Here is a 16,493-nt window from a genome sequence, read left to right on the forward strand (position 1 = left end):
CTTGTACTTAATGCTTACCTTTCATCTAACGTCACATTTTTTCCTTTTTATTTACCTTTTACGGGTTTGTTCGGTTAGGTGCAAGATGTGAGTAGACTCAAAACACTGTAGAAGCATACCTTAATCATAGAGAACAGTTAGCTGAATTTCTACAGCAACGTTTGTTCAGTGTTCAACCTAATTTGAGTCTCATTCGTTCTCGCTTGTTGGCTCAACAACAATCTTAAGCTTATGTTGAGCTTGTTAAGCGATGAAAACTTTGTAAGTAATTTATACGAAGTATTGAATTATTTAGCAGTCTTAGCAGTCTTTTTCAGACCTTGCCATCTTTCTCGCAGTCGCTGCAAGTTAGGCGTATGTCCACCATAACGCCAGCCAACATAGGCTTGACAAATTTCATCTATTACCTCAGCAGTTGCTGGGGCATGATGCTGGTATGATCCTCTGGCATACTCTAAAGGTGTTTGTGCTGGATGCTTACCTAGACCTTTTTGGGTTGTCCATTGCAGCATTTGTTGATAAAGGCTTTCCATTGCTGGCAATTTCTTTAACCATCGACGGTTGCGCCACTCTCGCCACTGACCCCAACCCAGCCAACCGAAGAAAGCTGCTGTAGTTGCCAAGATTAAGCCAGTCAATATGCCAAACCAACCTTGAGAGAATAAAGCTAAAAACCAAGCGATCGCTCTAATCACCCACCTAAATATTGTCCCAAATACATTATTCAACAAACCTGTCACTGGAGAGGGTAACCATCCAGCAACCCACTGCCACAACTGGCGCAAGACACTAAAAGTCTGAGTGTCTTCAATAGATGGGGGAATCAGGGGATGATTGGGAATGGGGTCAAACGCAAACCAACCATATTTAGGAAAATACACTTCCGTCATCGCGTATGCATCAGTATTACGGACAACATACAGCCCTGTAAATGGATTAAATTCTCCTGCACTAAACCCTGCTACCAACCGCGCGGGAATGCCAATGGAACGCAGCATCACCGTCAGAACTGTCGAAAAGTGGTCTGGATAGCCTCCTTTTTGCTTAAACAAAAAAGCTTCAACTAAGTCTTCTTTTTCACTCAAATAAGGCAATTCTAAAGGACTTTGGGGAACAGAGTAGTGTTGTTTGAGGTATTGAGCTAAGTAGAGAGCCTTTTCATAGGTTGAATCCAGGCTTTTAGAAGACTTTGTGACTCCTTCTTGATTGTAGTTAGCGAAAATTTCTTCGGTACGTTGTCGGACTTTTTCGGCAATTTCGGGAGGAATTTGGAGATAATGCTTTTTAATATGTTGTGGATATTTAGTAGAAGCTTTACCTAACAAAGTCCGATCGCGGTATGGTACTTGGGAAATTACTGTGTAGGTGAGTCCTTCTGATAATTCCACAGGCGATCGCAATCCGTTTTCTTGATCAACAGCAATCATTGGTGTTGGAAAGTAAACCTCTTTGGGATAAACCATTGCTGGAATTAGGTTAGGCAAATCCGACACTACTGTATAAGTTTGTACTATCTCTTGGGTTTTACCAGTAATCAGAGGTGAAGGAAGAAAAATTTGGTAAGACCAAGGCGATCGCTTAATGGTTGTAACATCTTCATTCCGGGAAATCTCCCATCCCTTTCCTGTATAGTGGTCAAATCCTAGTACTCGCCAAAAACCCTCAGCTTGCGATCGCACCCGCATTACAACCTTAGGTTTCATCTCACCCCGCAGGTTTTGGTTAATTTGGCTATTAAAACCGTAATAAAAGTTATTATCTACTTTACCTGGTTGACCAGTTTGATTTTGCTCCGTACCACTGCCTTGATTATTACCTTTACCTTGGCGGACATAACCAGGATTGATGATACTACGTCCTGTAAAACTACCTTTTATTTGAATAGCAGAACTTACAGGAAAATTCCGTAACTGATAACCAGGGAATCGGGGTAAAATAGCAAAAATTGCCAGCCCCAGACCGACAATTAGCAAAAAATTTACAATTAAAAATTTAAAATTAAGAGTTGAGGAATTCTTCTGATTAAATTTTTTATTTTTTATTTTTAATGGCTGCAAACCCAAGCGTGAGCGATAATCTAATACTAAAGTTGGGAGAGCGATCGCTAAAAATAACAGCAACACAGGTGCAAATGCTAAAGTCTGACTTAACGTTGCCGCCACACCCAATAAAATCAATCCTATAACAATCGAATAGCCCAAATTTTTACGCCGGGGTGTATCAAAGCTGTGCAACACCTGGAGTTGAATTAATAACTCCGCCAAACCCAAGCGCGTATCATTCAACTCCCCCACTAACCGCCCAAAGAAAGCACCCAGTGCTACTAACATCCCGATAGCGATGCAAAACTTAACCGCAACATTAGTATCGCGGCGACGATAATAACTCCAAATCGCACCAACTACACTCAGGGGTAACGCCCAAAAACTGAATGAAGTCTCGGCGGCGATATCCGTCGCGACAATTCCCAAAATAACCAACGCTAGCACCAGCACCCGTAAGGAAATTGAATCTTCCACTTCTATCAAAGGCGACCCCTGCATATTTTGCCGCCAGAAATTACCTACAGGGAGACGCCAAAACCGATTCATCCTGGATAAGTTAAACATTTGAGTCTAAGCGAAGCAATGATGTAGATGCAATGGACACAATCGGGGGGATGTAATTAGCTACCCTACTACTGTGTCAAAGAAATAATCGATAGCGGAAGATGCGGCCACAGACGTAAAGACACGGAGAAATTATCAAATACTTTCTCCGTGTCCCCGTGTCTTTGTAATAACTGCTTCTCGTAGACACCCTAATGACCACCTGTTGAAAAATAGGATAAGCTTCAAAACCAGGAAAATCCTCTTAATATATATCGGCGTTGATCGACGTAGTGTGCTAGCGCTGGCAATTTAAACTAAATCGTGGGACTAATCACGAACAACAATGGCTGTTGGTCTATTTCTGGAAACTCAACTTCTAGGGTATAAGTTGGGTTAAGTTGTTCGCAGCCTAACTCTACACTTAAGTATCCCGAAGTCGAAGATGTTGCCATTGCTAAGGTGCCACTTCCGCGAAGTGTCAAAGTTCCTTTAACGGGTAACTCAGCCTGAACAAGTAACTTCGTAATACCTACAGACTGATACTCTACTCTAATGTTCAAATTACCGACACTGGTTAGCCATTGTCTTTCTACCACTGGACTGGTTGCTGAAAGTGGTAGAGTCAGATTTTCCAGCAGTTGTTTAGCTGCTAGCAACGACAAAGCCATCTGTTGACGTGGTTGTAAATTTGAGTAATCGCTCTGAATATTGGGTATTGTTTCCAGAGTATTTACAGACCGATAGGTGCTTCTTAGCACCAATCCAGCTATGTCGTTTAATGCTTGAGATTCGTTGGGAAAAAAGTTCTCCACCACTTGAACTAATTTTGCCCCCAGAGGCACCGAAGATGTCACCAACGCCTGACATTGTTCTAGCAATTGCCGGAAAACTTTCTCTGGCAAGGGACGTGGCAGATTCAGCTTCGACTGTTGTACCATCCACCCCCAGGTAGGAACGAGCGTCATTGACGGCTCATCAACAAAATCGGGATAGTCGATTAATTGTGTTTCCCAGGGAAACAAAGGTGGGTGGTCTTGGACTTGGATTTGTAACCGACGCTTAAGCACGGCTTGGAAACGATCTTGCACAGTAGGAATTTCTCCCAATTGAAAGGCCTGGGGCGTTTCTCCCAATTTTGGCTCACTGCTTTTTGAAGCAGTGGCTTCCTTGAGGAGGTTTTCTACCCCGTCATTTTCCTCACATACCGATTGCTCGTTATTTTTGACATCATCTGTCAATAACCAATCGAGACACTGGTGTTGTAAGGATTCTGAGTCACTATTCATGAGTAGATGCACCTGATCCGGACACTAATGAGTTACGAATTTCCCAAGCTTGCTCAAGAATCTTAAACCATCGTTTTTGAAGTTGTGCCATTGACAGCCCTAAAGTTTTTGCTATTTTTTCATCGGCTTGTCCTTGTTGCTTCAACTCTAATAAAGACCGTTGCTTATTGTCCAGCTGTGCTGTGTATACTTGCCATTGCTGGGGAGTTAAGCCCAAATTGGTGTGCAAAGAAGCTTCTAGCCACTCGTGAACTAATTCCCAACGGTGTAACAAAGCAAACCGAATCAAATGATACTTAAAGCGCTGCTGCAAGTAATCTCTCTGACGAGGGGTTAAACCTAAAATCGACTCAATTTCCTGTGCTGATAAATCCTGGAGGCGGAGGGAAAAGTAATCAGCGCAGTCAGATTGTTGCCGTTGTTCGAGGTAATTCATTAATTCTGTAACCACAACAGAGCGCAAGGTATCTTCTTCAGGTTCAGGTTCGGCTTGCGTTGCCATTGTGGAGCGCAATTGCTGCACTGCTGGCTCTTCCCAAGAACCATCGGCTTCACTATTGCTGCCTTCTGCGGCTTGTTCTATATCTACGCTGGTTTCTGGGGGCTGCTGTTGGGAAAAAGTTTGCGCCCGCAGGATAATTAGCTGCTGCTGACGGCCTGGTAAGGGAATGCGTCGCTTGCCGTAGCGCTCGGTAAATGCCATGTACTCGGACAATTCTAGAAGCGTCTGAGGGCGATAAGTGGGACCAAGTTGATTTTCTCGCCGGAAAGCGTTTAATGCCTCCAGATAAAAACTCTGTAAGAAATCTTCAATTATAGTCAGCCGCCCTTGATAACTCAATTGCTTCTGAGGAGGATTAATGTATCGATAAATGATTGCACTCAGAGTGCTGTGTAATTCTACCCTGCCCCGATTTGAACCCAACTGATAATACCTGAGACACTGTTGTAGCCGATGCCGAGCTAGGGTCATCGCCGAGCTTTCTACAGAGCCAGAAGCTTGGATACGTTTGCTTTCATGGCAAATTCGATATACTTCGGTGGTAATACGTGTTGCTACATCGTGGCAATTCTGTTCCGAAGCTTTGGTTGACTGCTGAAACTCCCTGGACAGGAGTTGAAAGATCACCTCCACGCCTTTAGAATTTTCTCCCAGAATAGTTACAGATGGAATAGTTGCGGTTGCGGCTGAATTCATAGTCTCGGTTTTCAAAAGACCCTAACTTACTTAAATACAACCTGTATGACTGTGGGTATTGGTTTTTTCCGTTTTATGTATAAGCTAAACGCAGACCAATCCTACATTTAGGATGTGGCTGATTTTATTATTCCCAACTTTGATGGGATTGTTCACACTTTGATAGATGTTATTGCCATTACCCAGGAGCCGTATACAAGTCATTATGGATTTAGAAGCACAAATTCAATTGCTGATTGAGAATGCGCCCCGCGATGGGATGACACCACATCTTGTTGCAGCAATTGCTCCTGCCCTTAGAGCGATCGCTCAAAAATTACGTTACTCCCAGTACTATATTCTCCAAAATTCAGAGGCAAGCTGGGTTTTAACTACATTGAGCAATCATGCTAATCCAGAATTGGAAAAACGTGTGATTTACGCTTTTCCTACCATACAGGATGTCTCTCTAATTTCCCCTGCTGGGCTTGACCCTCAAATGCTAGCTAAAATTATTCCTGTCACCCATATTTTGTTCCAATTGGTGGCATTGTCACCCGTAGATAGTATCGTTTTTTTGGAAACGCCGGGTAAGACCACTCATACCGTTGAAATTCGGCGAGCTGACCTAGAAAAACTCATGCAACAACAGTTGCGACAACAGCGCTCGCCTAAACATATACCCCCTGATATTGCATAGAAAAAATTTGGATATGGGGTTTTTTAGATACAATCCCACATCCAAAATATTAAATCTCTAATTCCTTTAAGAAAATTTTCTAAATTAGGGAAAAACGAAATTTTTTCTTTCCCTTACATTAAACGACTGGCTCAACTCTCCATGAAACCTAAAATTTGTTAAAAAACAGTTACTAGTGAACATTTTTCAGTTTTCAAGTTTTAGTTTCCCAATCAACTAAAGTCCAGTTAAGAACTTCCAAATAAAAAATATCCCATCGCAGAGGGACGACTTGGGAAAGAAGTCACGTTGAGTCCATAAAGAAAGATAATCTATTTTGTGGAGTTCCCTTAAGAACAGGTAAAAAGTTTCACTTAGGGTTAAAATCTCCACTTTCTACCTGGGAAGTAGGTAGGTTGAATTAAATATAAAACTGTTTTAGGGTACGTTATGGAAGCCGTAACACACCCTACACCCAAATCCCTACTTTCTACCTGAGAACCGATAACTGATTTAATAGAGGCGACTCAGTGTGTACTCAGCTATGTTAATCAATGCCTGGTGAGATTCTGAAGGTGGGAGAAATGCAAGATGTTCAATTGCTAACTTAACATGGTGAGCAGCTAACTCTCGCGCCTGCTGTATACCTTGACTATCTTGAATTAGTTCCAGTGCTTGCTCTAAATCCCCTTCTTGAGCAAACACTCGTTCAATCAGCACTTCCAAGGATGGTTTCTCTGCTAAAGCAAATAAAACGGGTGCAGTCAGATTACCACTTTTGAGATCCGACCCCACTGGTTTACCTAAGGTATCTGTTGTACTAGTGAAATCTAGAATGTCATCAACAATTTGAAATGCTATCCCAAAATGACGACCGTAACTATACATATGCTCAACAGTTTCTCGTGAGACTTCACTGAGTAACCCAGCAGCTTTAGAACTGTTGGCGATTAATGAAGCTGTTTTGTAATAACTCTTCTGGAGGTAAGTTTCAATAGAGATGCTAGCATCAAAACGATTCAGTCCCTGCTGGATTTCTCCAGTAGCCAGATCCATAATGACTTCTGAGAGCAGTTTTACCACCTCCAAATTGTCCAAGTTTGCTAAATACCATGATGATTGAGCAAAGAGAAAATCTCCTGCTAATATGGCAATGCGGTTACCAAACAAACTATGAACGGTAGGAACACCTCGCCGCACGTCTGATTCATCTACCACATCGTCATGTACCAAGCTTGCTGTGTGAATCATTTCCGTAATCTCAGCTAGGCGGCGGTGACGCGGCGTAATGTCTTGTTCTAACATTGTTGCCCGCGATATTAGCAGGACAATTGCTGGTCTGATACGCTTTCCCCCAGCTCCGAATAAATGTTCGGCTGCTGCAAACAGAATGGGGTGGCGGTTTCCAACTAGCTGTTTTAGGTTATCTGCTAGTAGTCGCAGGTCTGCTTCCACAGGGGTAAACAGGGAGGTGGCTGGGGTCATGGATGGGCGGACTCTGGCTTAGGTTACGAAAGTTTACATATCCTATACTCATTTTAAGATAACCCTGTGCCAGCGCAAAGTTTTCATAAAGTAATCTCATATTTATGAGTATATGGGGTGATAATTAAGGTTGCTAGTATCTTTGTCAATAAGCAATTATGCTTAATTGTTGGAGATTAAGGTTTTAAACTAACTTAAAATATGAATTCCCAGTAATGGGAATAAATATCAGCTTAAATTGTGTTAAGTAGTTTCCCGCCACAGTTTAAAATATAATTTAGGCAATATTACCTATTGGCAAAATGGATATGATTTAAACTTTTCGTTAATGGGTAAAATTAAATTTCTCTAGGATTGAAGTGTAACTATTCAAAAAATTTGAAATTTAGTAGTCGAGTAGGCTTAAAATTCCGGGTCGTTGTGTTAGGCTAAAATATAGGAATTTTAAATTTTTCAGATATTCACACCCCAAAAGTTAAGTCATCTACTAGTTGATTTTACGGGCTTGGTGATGTGAGTCTAAAATAATTAGTCGTAGCTTAGATTAAGGGGATAATTCCTTTGATTTTTCCTACGATATGCAAAACTCCTGGTTTGGAGCTATGCGGTATCCCTATGGTAAGCTGCTACACGTCTTCAGTAAACGTTGAGTTGAGCGCAAGCATTGCTCTTTTCACAGCAGTTTGAGCAAAATAAAGCAGATCAGATAGACCGCTGAGAATCGTAGTTTTAAATTGCTAAACGGCAATCTAACTGCTGTGGGATTTATGGTCTGCGAGAAGTCGTATTAAATAGTAAATTCTTTGTCCGTAGAGAATTTTCTCTCTATAGGTAATTTCACCATAGGAAACTATAGCCATCAAGAATGTACTTGGTTGGCTCAGGTTCTACTAATTTTATGAAATTTTATATTCGTTTAGAAGGGTGCTAGTAGAACAATGATTTACGGAAGTATGCCTATGATGATTTTTATTTTAGCGTCTGGATATTTGTTCACAGTCTACCTGTTATTAGCACTGGCGAAGCGAACGGGTACAAAGACTGTTATTACAAGTTTCCCTTCATCTGCCGAAGGAAAACACAAGCAGGAGATATCAGTAAGGACGAAAGTGACTCAAGTAGTAAATAGTCAATAGTTAAGAGTGAGGAGTGAGGAGTTTTGAATTAAGAACTCCTCACTCCTCACTTTTAAAATAGTTTTATTGAAGTTGAGAAATAGCGGTATCAGTGAAGCAAACCTCTTCAACCATTGGGGTATAGCCTAGCCACTGCACTCCTGACTGGGAAAACTGTTGTGGACAACCGCTGACGGCGAAGCGAGTTGGCAGTGGAGGGTGAGTATTTCTTAAGCCTAGTAAGTCTAGCTCTTGGGTAGAAGCTGCTACAACATGAACAGCTGGATCAACCAACTGGACTTGAGAGGGGAGGAGCGATCGCAGTACTGGTGTCAGGTGGGGATAATGGGTACAGCCGTGGACTAAGGTGTCAATTTCCTGCTCTAGTAAAGGCTCTAAGTAGCCTCGTGCTACTTCCGCAGTATAGGGGTCGTGAATGCGGTTTTGCTCAATGAGTGGCACAAATTCTGGGCATCCAACTTGCCAAACTTGGACATCAGGAGCAATTTCGAGTATGGCGTGCTTATAAGCATTACTCTTAGCCGTAGCTGGAGTAGCAATCACACCAATACGTCTTCCTTGCTGCACCGCAGCTTTTGCACCCGGTAAGATTACTCCCAAAATGGGTATGCTAAATTCTTGACGCACGGTTTCTAGGGCTAGGGCAGAACTGGTGTTGCAAGCCATAATTACCATTTTTACGCGCTGCTGTTGTAGCCAGGTAAGAATTTCACGCGTAAATTGTAAAATTTCTGCTTGTGAACGAATTCCGTAAGGAAGTCGAGCTGTATCCCCAAAATAAACAATTGATTCATTGGGGAGTTGCCGATATAGTTGTCGCAGTACCGTCAGTCCACCCACACCACTATCAAAGATGCCTATTGGGGCACGTTGGGGTTCTTGATCAGAAAAATCGTCAAGATTCCCTTCAAAGATGGAAGATGAATACACAGGCAGATGTTGATTTAGGTTTTTGGATTTAAAATACAGAATTTAGCAGACAATCTCCAAATTGACTACTAAATTCTGCACGTAAAAGAAGTTTGAATACGACCTCTTTAATTAGTAATTTGTACTATATTACCTCTGGTGTAAGTATTTGAGGATGCCACGAGCGATCGCTTCTGCCATTCGATTTTGATACACTGGTGTTCCTAATCTAGGATTGTCCTCGTAACCAGTCATGTAGCCTGTTTCCACTAAAATCGAAGGCATAGAGCTTTTCCTGAGGACATAGAATCTGGCTTTGCGGGTTCCTCGGTTTTTGAGCGTACTGATGTTCTGGAGGATGGTATTGCGAACTACTTCAGCCAGAGCGTAACCGCTATCGTAATAATATACTTCTAACCCGTTGACATCAGGGCGATTATCAACGGAATTAGCGTGAATGCTGACAAATAAAGTTGCGTTAACTCGCTCGGCAATGTCTACCCGTCCCTGAAGTTCTACGAAAAAGTCAGCATCCCGCGTTAGCACCGCTTGTACACCATTTTGCTCTAAAATTGCTGCTACCCTTTTACCAATAGGCAAGACTACATCCTTTTCTAACAGTCCGCCCAAACCAGGAGCACCTGAATCTTTTCCACCATGTCCTGGGTCAAGAACTACTAGCAATTTACCTTTGGGAACCGAGGGGTGTGGCCGTGGTTGAGAGATTGGACGGGGATTATCTGTGGGGTTTGGCAATTGTCCTTGGCTTGGCGATGGCAGAGGAGGTAAAATAATGGGAGGTGTAATATTAACAGAGCGTTGTAATTCTAAAGCCAAAAGCTGGTCGCCAACCTGGTTGAGTTCCCCAATTTGCACACCGGCTGCTGGTTGAACCAAGACGATGACAGTATTGGATTCTTGTGGTTGCAGGCGGACTCGCAGAATAGGGCTATTAGCATTAAAAGCAGGGCCTATGACTTTGGGAGCTAACCGAGCATTGTTGATAGTGATGCGGAACAGACCAGAGGTTCTATCCCAGCCTCCTGTAGCAGATAAAGTTTGGTCGGCTCTAATCAGCAGTTGTGTGCTATTATTAGCCAGTTCCACAGACTCAATAGTAGCAGGCGAACTGTTAGCAGGTTGTATGGGACGTGGACTGTTACCTCCAGGTAACTGAGCAACACCACGATTAGGGAGAACCACAAAACCACCTAGACTGCTAGTGGTTGCTCGCCAATTTGGACTATTTTCGTCCACCTGTAAAGTCAGACGAACAACAGATGGGCTTGTTTGCAGTTGGGTGAACTGAATACGGTTGACACCATAACGATTAATCGACAAATCCCGCTGCTGTAGACTTGGTGATAAAGTTGCGCCAGCAATGTCGATGTTAATTGCCTTTTGATCATTGCTACGATTTACTTGAATTTGAGGATTACCACCACTAGTACGGATGAAAAAACCATCACCTGTGACTTGTAAGTTCTCAATTTGAGTAACTCTGGCGAGAAGCGTTCCCTTGTTAGGTGGATTGACAGAGCCGCTTGTCACCACATTGTAAATATTCCTTGGGGAGAATGTTGGTGTAGATGTTGTCGGTGAAGTTTCTCTGGCTATAGCTTGTTCTTGTTGCCCCCCAGTATTTATTGAGGGGACATTTTCGGCTTCTGGCGTAGGTAATTGCACCATCCAGCGATCGCCAGTTCTACCAACAAATTTTACTCTCTTGGGGTCTAAAGTATAACCAGGAGTCAATTCAACGACTATGCGCGTTGTTTGTTCGTCAAACTGCCCAATACGGATAGAACGAATTGCACCACCCACCTGTTGGGTTAGCTGCGGACGCCCAAATGTGGTTCTTGGCAAATCAATTACCAAACGAGTCGGGTTAAAAATTAATTGTGCTTGGGGTTGAACATCCCCTAAAGTATTAATTTCCAGCCTGTTTTGATTGGTATCAAAACGCCAAGATTCAAGTTTCGCGGCCATTGCCGGCGACGATAGCATGAAGATAGTTCCAATAGTACTGAATAGTAACCAGTGTAATTTCACAGTCCTTTCTCCTGATTCACATTCATGGGAGCCGTCAACATCTCAACATATTGGCAAATCCTCACACCATCACCGCGTACACTTGAGTTTTGCGCTGTTATTAAAACACAGCTAATGGCGTAAAATATAGCACGCTCCTCTAATTTTGCCATGCCATTAGCCCATATAAATTTGAGCGCCAATTTTAGATTGAAGAAAAGCCGATTTTAAGTTTATATCCCTTGTGGTTGACACAAATCCAAAATCCAAAATTTCAAATCTTCAAGTGCCATCCGTTTATCGGTGGGGTCAATCCAAAATCTAAAATCCAAAATCGGTTGGCTTGCAAAGCATCAGATGAAAATAACAAAGAAGCTACTCCTGACACGCCGCAAGAATACTTAAATTGTTTTACTACTAAATTGGATAAAAATGGTAAACATCAGATGTATTTACTCAATAATTTCGACTAAATTATTTATCTTCTCCTTAAATACTGAAGAATACCACGAGCGATCGCCTCTGCCATTTGATTTTGGTAAGCTGAGGTTCTGAGCCTAGCCATATCCTCTCGACCAGTCATATAACCCGTTTCCACGAGAATGGAGGGCATAGAACTTTTTCTGAGGACATAAAATCTGGCTCGCCGCACTCCTCTGTCTTTGATAGTCCCAATACTTTGGAGAATACTACTGCGGACAATGCGAGCTAGACCCAGACCGCTGTCGTAATAATAGACTTCCAGACCATTAACATCCGGACGACTTGCACCTGCTGAATTAGCGTGGATGCTAACAAACACATCAGCATGAGCTCGCTCTGATAATTGCACTCGTCCCGGAAGGGTAACAAAATAGTCAGAATCCCGCGTCATCAGAACTTGTAGACCATTTTGTTGCAAAATCTGTGCCACCCTTTTACCAATAGGCAAGATAACATCCTTTTCGCGTGCACCCCCAATGCCAAGCGCTCCAGAGTCTTTACCGCCATGTCCAGGGTCAACGACGACTACCACTCGCCCATTGGTAACTCGGCGTTGTGGTTGTGTTAGAGGCTGAGGATTGGGATTATTTAGGTCTGGGAATGGCCCCCGGTTTGGCGGTGGTAGCCCAGGTAAAGCAAAGGGGGGTCTTCTTGGGAGTGCAACAATTCGCCGAGAGCCTTGTATTGATAGAGCTAAAAGCTGGTCGCCGATTTGCCTGGGTTGCCCAATTTGCACTCCAGATGCTGGTTGAACTAAGACAATAACAGTATTGGGTTTTTGGGGTTGCAGACGTACCCGGAGAATGGGACTATTGGCAGCAAAAGTAGGGCCTATGACTCTGGGAGCTAATTTGGCATTGGTAATTGTGACACGGAACAGACCTGAGGCTCTATCCCAGGTTCCCGTAGCAGATAAAGGTTGGTCGCCTCTAATTAGCAGTTGTGTGCCATTATCAGCCAGTTGCACAGACTGAATTGTTGCTGGCGAGTTGTTAGCAGATAATCTACTGGGAAAGGAAACAGGTTCTGAGTGATTGTCCGAATTATTACTTCCAGGCAATCTAACAATGCGACTAGGCAGAACCACTAAGCCACCGCTGTTACTATTCGTTGCTTGCCAGTCTGGACTATTTTTATCTACCCGCAAAGTCAAGCGGACACCCGGGGGACGGGTTTTCAATGAAGTGAATTCGACGCGGCTAACACCATATTTGTTAACGGATATATTATTCTGTTGTGCCAGACGTGCTGATAAAGATGCATCAGAGATGTCCATGAAGATGGTAGCGCGATCGCGGCTGCGAATTACCCGAATCGGAGGATTGCCACCACTGGTGCGAATGAATAACCCATCGCCTGTTACTTGTAAGTGTTCAATTTGAGTCGCCCCCTGTGTAGTAGTGGCAACCCTTGAGATCTGAGGTTGCGGCTCAGAATCTGGGGTAACAACACTGTAAGCACTTCTAGGAGATGAGGCAACTTTATCGATTTCTGGCTTAGGTAATTGCACCGTCCAGCGTTCGCCAGTTGTACCAACAAATTGTACTCGTTTGGGGTCTAAAGTATAACCAGGAGTCAGTTCGATAACTATGCGTGTTGTTTGTTCGTCAAACTGCCCAACACGGATCGAGCGAATTCCACCGCCCACCTGTTGGGTTAGTTGCGGACGCCCAAATGTAGTGCCTGGAAAATCAATTACCAGCCGAGTCGGGTTGAAAATTAGTTGTGCTTGGGGTTGAACATCCCCTAAAGTATTAATTTCCAGCCTGTTTTGATTGGCATCAAAGCGCCAAGATTCAAGTCTGGCGGCCATTGCCGGCGACGACAGCATGAAGATAGTTCCAATAGTACTGGGTAGTAACCAGTGTAGTTTCACAGTCCTTTCTCCTAATTCACGTTCATGGGAGCCATCAATATCTCAACTTATTGGTAACTCATCACACTGTCACCACCTAAACTTGGCCTTTGATGCCTTTTTTTCATTTTTAAGCTGGTATAAAGACACACTTCAATCAGTTATGAGGTTTTATATTGGGTCTAAATCTCCATGTAAAACCTTCCACCTGTAAAGGTGGGGGATTTTGACTTTCAAGGAAGCTAGAAAACTGATAACTGATGATCGTTCACTAATAAGTGTTTGTTCTTTGTTGGTATTGATGCACTGATTAAATAATTCCCACTACTGTCAGCTGATCTAGCAAGATTTATGGGTGTTACTCCCCAATTATTTGGAAATATTCTGATAAAGTTCCATAAGTCGAGGGAGACTGCAAATAAGTAACATTCCGAATGCTGGTAGAAATTAGAAACAAACGATTATTCTACAATCACACGGGACGGAGATTTGCAAAGAGAAGTTTCCATTGGACAATAGCAAAATCCCAAGGCACTTGATTGAGATAGCCTTTGGGAGATGGGGGAGTTCTGAATTGCCTAGTGCCCAGTGCTGAGTGGGGAATTTCACTTCTTTACTCAAAACTCGAAAATCAGAACTCACAACTGTTTTGCCCCATACCCCATGCCCCATGCCCAATGCCCCATGCCCCAGTGATTAACGATCGCCAGAATCTGGGGTTACTTCCAAATTGCCACTGTCATTTGATGCTGGCACCCTCGATGATGGTGGTTCAATTACCAACGATGTCCCAGAGGAAGCGTCTAAAATCAGTTGCTCTGAGCTTGCATCCACGGCTTTTGGTTCTGGAAATACAAATCGTAACAAAGGAGGAGCTAAAAAGGTTGTCAAGATAACCATCATGATAATTGCTGCCCCTAATGGTTTTGAGAGAACGCCACTGGCAGCACCGACACCAGCAAACACCAACCCGACTTCGCCTCTAGGTATCATACCCACACCGATCGCTAAACGGTTGATTTCCGGTTGACCAAATACGCTTAAGCATGTGATTACTTTACCGAGAATGGCTACTATGATCAGGAAAGTTGCCATAATTAGACCTTCTCGATTGTCGGGAATTGCTGGGTTTAACACTCCTAAATCGGTTTTTGCCCCAACAGTCACAAAGAAAATTGGTACCAGCATATCAGCGATCGGTATGACTTGCTTTTGCAGTTCTTTGCGCTTATCCGTCTCTTCTAGGACTAAACCCGCCGCAAAAGCTCCCAAAATTGCTTCTAACTGGATGACGGCGGCAAGATATGCCATCGCAAAGGCAAAGATGAATGCTGGTATTACTAGTCCACCGCGTGTTTTGAGTTGATCAGCGATCGCCACAAAGGACTTATTGAAAACATTGCCTAGTAGGATTGCTCCCAAAATAAAACCAGTGGCGCTGATAATCAAATAAATGACTTTGCTGACATCCACCACGCCATCTTTAGCTAGGCTAGCTACTACCGCTAAAACGATAATTCCCAGAACATCGTCAATTACGGCAGCACCGAGAATAATCTGCCCTTCTTTAGAATTGAGTCGCCCCAATTCTGACAGCACTTTGGAAGTCATGCCAATACTAGTAGCAGTCAAAGCCGCCCCTGCAAAAATTGCAGGTATAGCATCGATACCAAACAAAGTCATCAGTCCCACAGTACCAGCGGCAAAGGGTACTGCTACCCCCACTACTGCGACGACGGTGGCTTGGATACCAACTGCCATTAAATCTTTTAGGTTTGACTCCAAGCCGATTTCAAAGAGCAGGATGATCACACCCAATTCTGCCAAAACGGAAACGACCTCAGACTGCGCTGCAAACACCGCTGGAGTGGCTTCAGGTGTTAAACCGGCAGTGATTTGAAGGAAGGACATGATCAAAGAGCTAGAACTGTCTGTGCCGCCTTCTGGAAACACCAAAAGGTGGAAAACAGAAATGCCTACGACGACACCACCGACAAGTTCGCCTAAGACAGGCGGAAAACCCACTTGGTTTGATAACTCTCCACCAACTTTGCTGGCGAGATAAATGACTACTAAGCTTAGTAGCACTGCTGCTACTACCATTGAACTGTCTGCGGCTTGTGTTGCGCTGGCCAGCAGAGGAAAAGTGTAGCTGATTGGATCTAACAAATGCATGGGTTCTGTGAAAATCCTTCTCTTTGATTCTGACGCGTTTCTGAAAAACATCTATCAATGAAGACGCAATTGGCAGCTTTTAAATCTTAATTTGTGCCATTTGTCAACTCAATCAAGCGCTGCCAGTAGACTTCCCAAATCGGGACTACAGAAAGTCTCGGAAGTCGCAGCAAGTCAAAGTCTGTGAATTTATTGTCCTGTTTGATTTGGGATAGGGTGACGAATTGGTATACTCTTCGCACTGCCCGCACATCTACAACTGCCCGTTTGCTGTCATTGAGTGCTGGATCGATATAGGGTTGACTAACTATCTCTGCTAAACCGATGATTTGCCGTTCTTTGCCTGTGTGATAAATTAACGCCAAGTCACCAAGGAGCATGGTACGTATATGTTTAAGCGCTAGAGGATTGTTGACTCCATCCCAAACTGTACTGCCGTCCCGTTCCAAATCGAAGTAGGAATAATTTTCCGGTTCAGTTTTTAGCAGCCAATACGCCACGACAAATCTCCAAAAAGGTTAGTACCGCAAGGCGGAAGTCAAAAGTCAAAAGAAATACAGCGTAAACGTTTCGTTGATTTGAAATGGTGAGGCAGTCCGGTCTTGGGGGTTCCCCCCATGAGGAACTGCCGAACCCGAAGGGGTTGTTTATTTCCGCCGCGCTGTACTAGTGTAATTTTTTTAGTT

At 43.4% G+C, this 16,493-nt stretch carries 12 protein-coding genes; 3 read left to right on the plus strand and 9 right to left on the minus strand.

Features of this window, described 5'->3' with window-relative positions; translation table 11 throughout:
* Positions 1–287: 287 nt before the first annotated feature.
* The 3 genes from V7L29_RS14250 to hetZ form a co-directional block, all read right to left on the minus strand.
* Complete coding sequence (locus V7L29_RS14250) at positions 288–2,591, minus strand: transglutaminase TgpA family protein (RefSeq protein ID WP_334735893.1); 2,304 nt, start codon at positions 2,589–2,591, stop codon at positions 288–290.
* Between the two features lie 314 nt (positions 2,592–2,905).
* Positions 2,906–3,877 carry a PatU gene (locus tag V7L29_RS14255; protein WP_334735894.1) on the minus strand — a complete coding sequence of 324 codons (972 nt, stop codon included), beginning with the start codon at positions 3,875–3,877 and terminating at the stop codon, positions 2,906–2,908.
* Positions 3,870–5,075 carry a heterocyst differentiation protein HetZ gene (gene hetZ, locus V7L29_RS14260; protein ID WP_273768474.1) on the minus strand — a complete coding sequence of 402 codons (1,206 nt, stop codon included), beginning with the start codon at positions 5,073–5,075 and terminating at the stop codon, positions 3,870–3,872. Before hetZ ends, V7L29_RS14255 begins: the two co-directional genes overlap by 8 nt.
* Before the next feature lie 205 nt (positions 5,076–5,280).
* Here hetZ and V7L29_RS14265 point away from each other — a divergent pair, with 205 nt between their 5' ends.
* A complete protein-coding gene (locus tag V7L29_RS14265; protein ID WP_334735895.1) occupies positions 5,281–5,754 on the plus strand; it encodes a hypothetical protein in 474 nt (157 codons plus the stop codon).
* A 492-nt stretch (positions 5,755–6,246) separates the two neighbouring features.
* On the opposite strand, the gene sds is transcribed toward V7L29_RS14265, so the two are convergent.
* Positions 6,247–7,218 carry a solanesyl diphosphate synthase gene (gene sds / locus V7L29_RS14270; protein ID WP_334690491.1) on the minus strand — a complete coding sequence of 324 codons (972 nt, stop codon included), beginning with the start codon at positions 7,216–7,218 and terminating at the stop codon, positions 6,247–6,249.
* A 938-nt stretch (positions 7,219–8,156) separates the two neighbouring features.
* Between sds and V7L29_RS14275 the strand changes: the two genes are divergently transcribed.
* Entirely contained in the window at positions 8,157–8,354 is a 198-nt protein-coding gene (locus V7L29_RS14275; protein WP_334735896.1) for a hypothetical protein, read from the plus strand.
* A gap of 63 nt (positions 8,355–8,417) precedes the next feature.
* Here the strand turns inward: V7L29_RS14275 and murI are convergent, their stop codons facing one another.
* Entirely contained in the window at positions 8,418–9,284 is an 867-nt protein-coding gene (gene murI, locus V7L29_RS14280) for a glutamate racemase (RefSeq protein WP_334735897.1), read from the minus strand.
* 129 nt (positions 9,285–9,413) lie between these two features.
* Positions 9,414–11,315: an N-acetylmuramoyl-L-alanine amidase gene (locus tag V7L29_RS14285; RefSeq protein WP_334735898.1), complete on the minus strand. Its 1,902-nt coding sequence runs from the start codon at positions 11,313–11,315 to the stop codon at positions 9,414–9,416.
* A gap of 221 nt (positions 11,316–11,536) precedes the next feature.
* Here V7L29_RS14285 and V7L29_RS14290 point away from each other — a divergent pair, with 221 nt between their 5' ends.
* Positions 11,537–11,767 (plus strand): hypothetical protein, encoded by a 231-nt coding sequence (locus V7L29_RS14290; RefSeq protein ID WP_334735899.1) that lies wholly within the window; start codon positions 11,537–11,539, stop codon positions 11,765–11,767.
* 5 nt (positions 11,768–11,772) lie between these two features.
* Here the strand turns inward: V7L29_RS14290 and V7L29_RS14295 are convergent, their stop codons facing one another.
* The 3 genes from V7L29_RS14295 to V7L29_RS14305 form a co-directional block, all read right to left on the minus strand.
* The gene (locus V7L29_RS14295; RefSeq protein WP_334735900.1) at positions 11,773–13,653 is read right to left on the minus strand and encodes an N-acetylmuramoyl-L-alanine amidase; all 1,881 of its coding nucleotides are present in this window, start codon (positions 13,651–13,653) and stop codon (positions 11,773–11,775) included.
* 675 nt (positions 13,654–14,328) lie between these two features.
* Positions 14,329–15,807 carry a cation:proton antiporter gene (locus V7L29_RS14300; RefSeq protein WP_334735901.1) on the minus strand — a complete coding sequence of 493 codons (1,479 nt, stop codon included), beginning with the start codon at positions 15,805–15,807 and terminating at the stop codon, positions 14,329–14,331.
* 86 nt (positions 15,808–15,893) lie between these two features.
* Positions 15,894–16,307, minus strand: a complete 414-nt coding sequence (locus tag V7L29_RS14305) for an EVE domain-containing protein (protein WP_334735902.1) — start codon at positions 16,305–16,307, stop codon at positions 15,894–15,896.
* Between the last annotated feature and the right edge of the window lie 186 nt (positions 16,308–16,493).

Source organism: Nostoc sp. (assembly GCF_036916575.1).
GTDB lineage: Bacteria > Cyanobacteriota > Cyanobacteriia > Cyanobacteriales > Nostocaceae > Nostoc.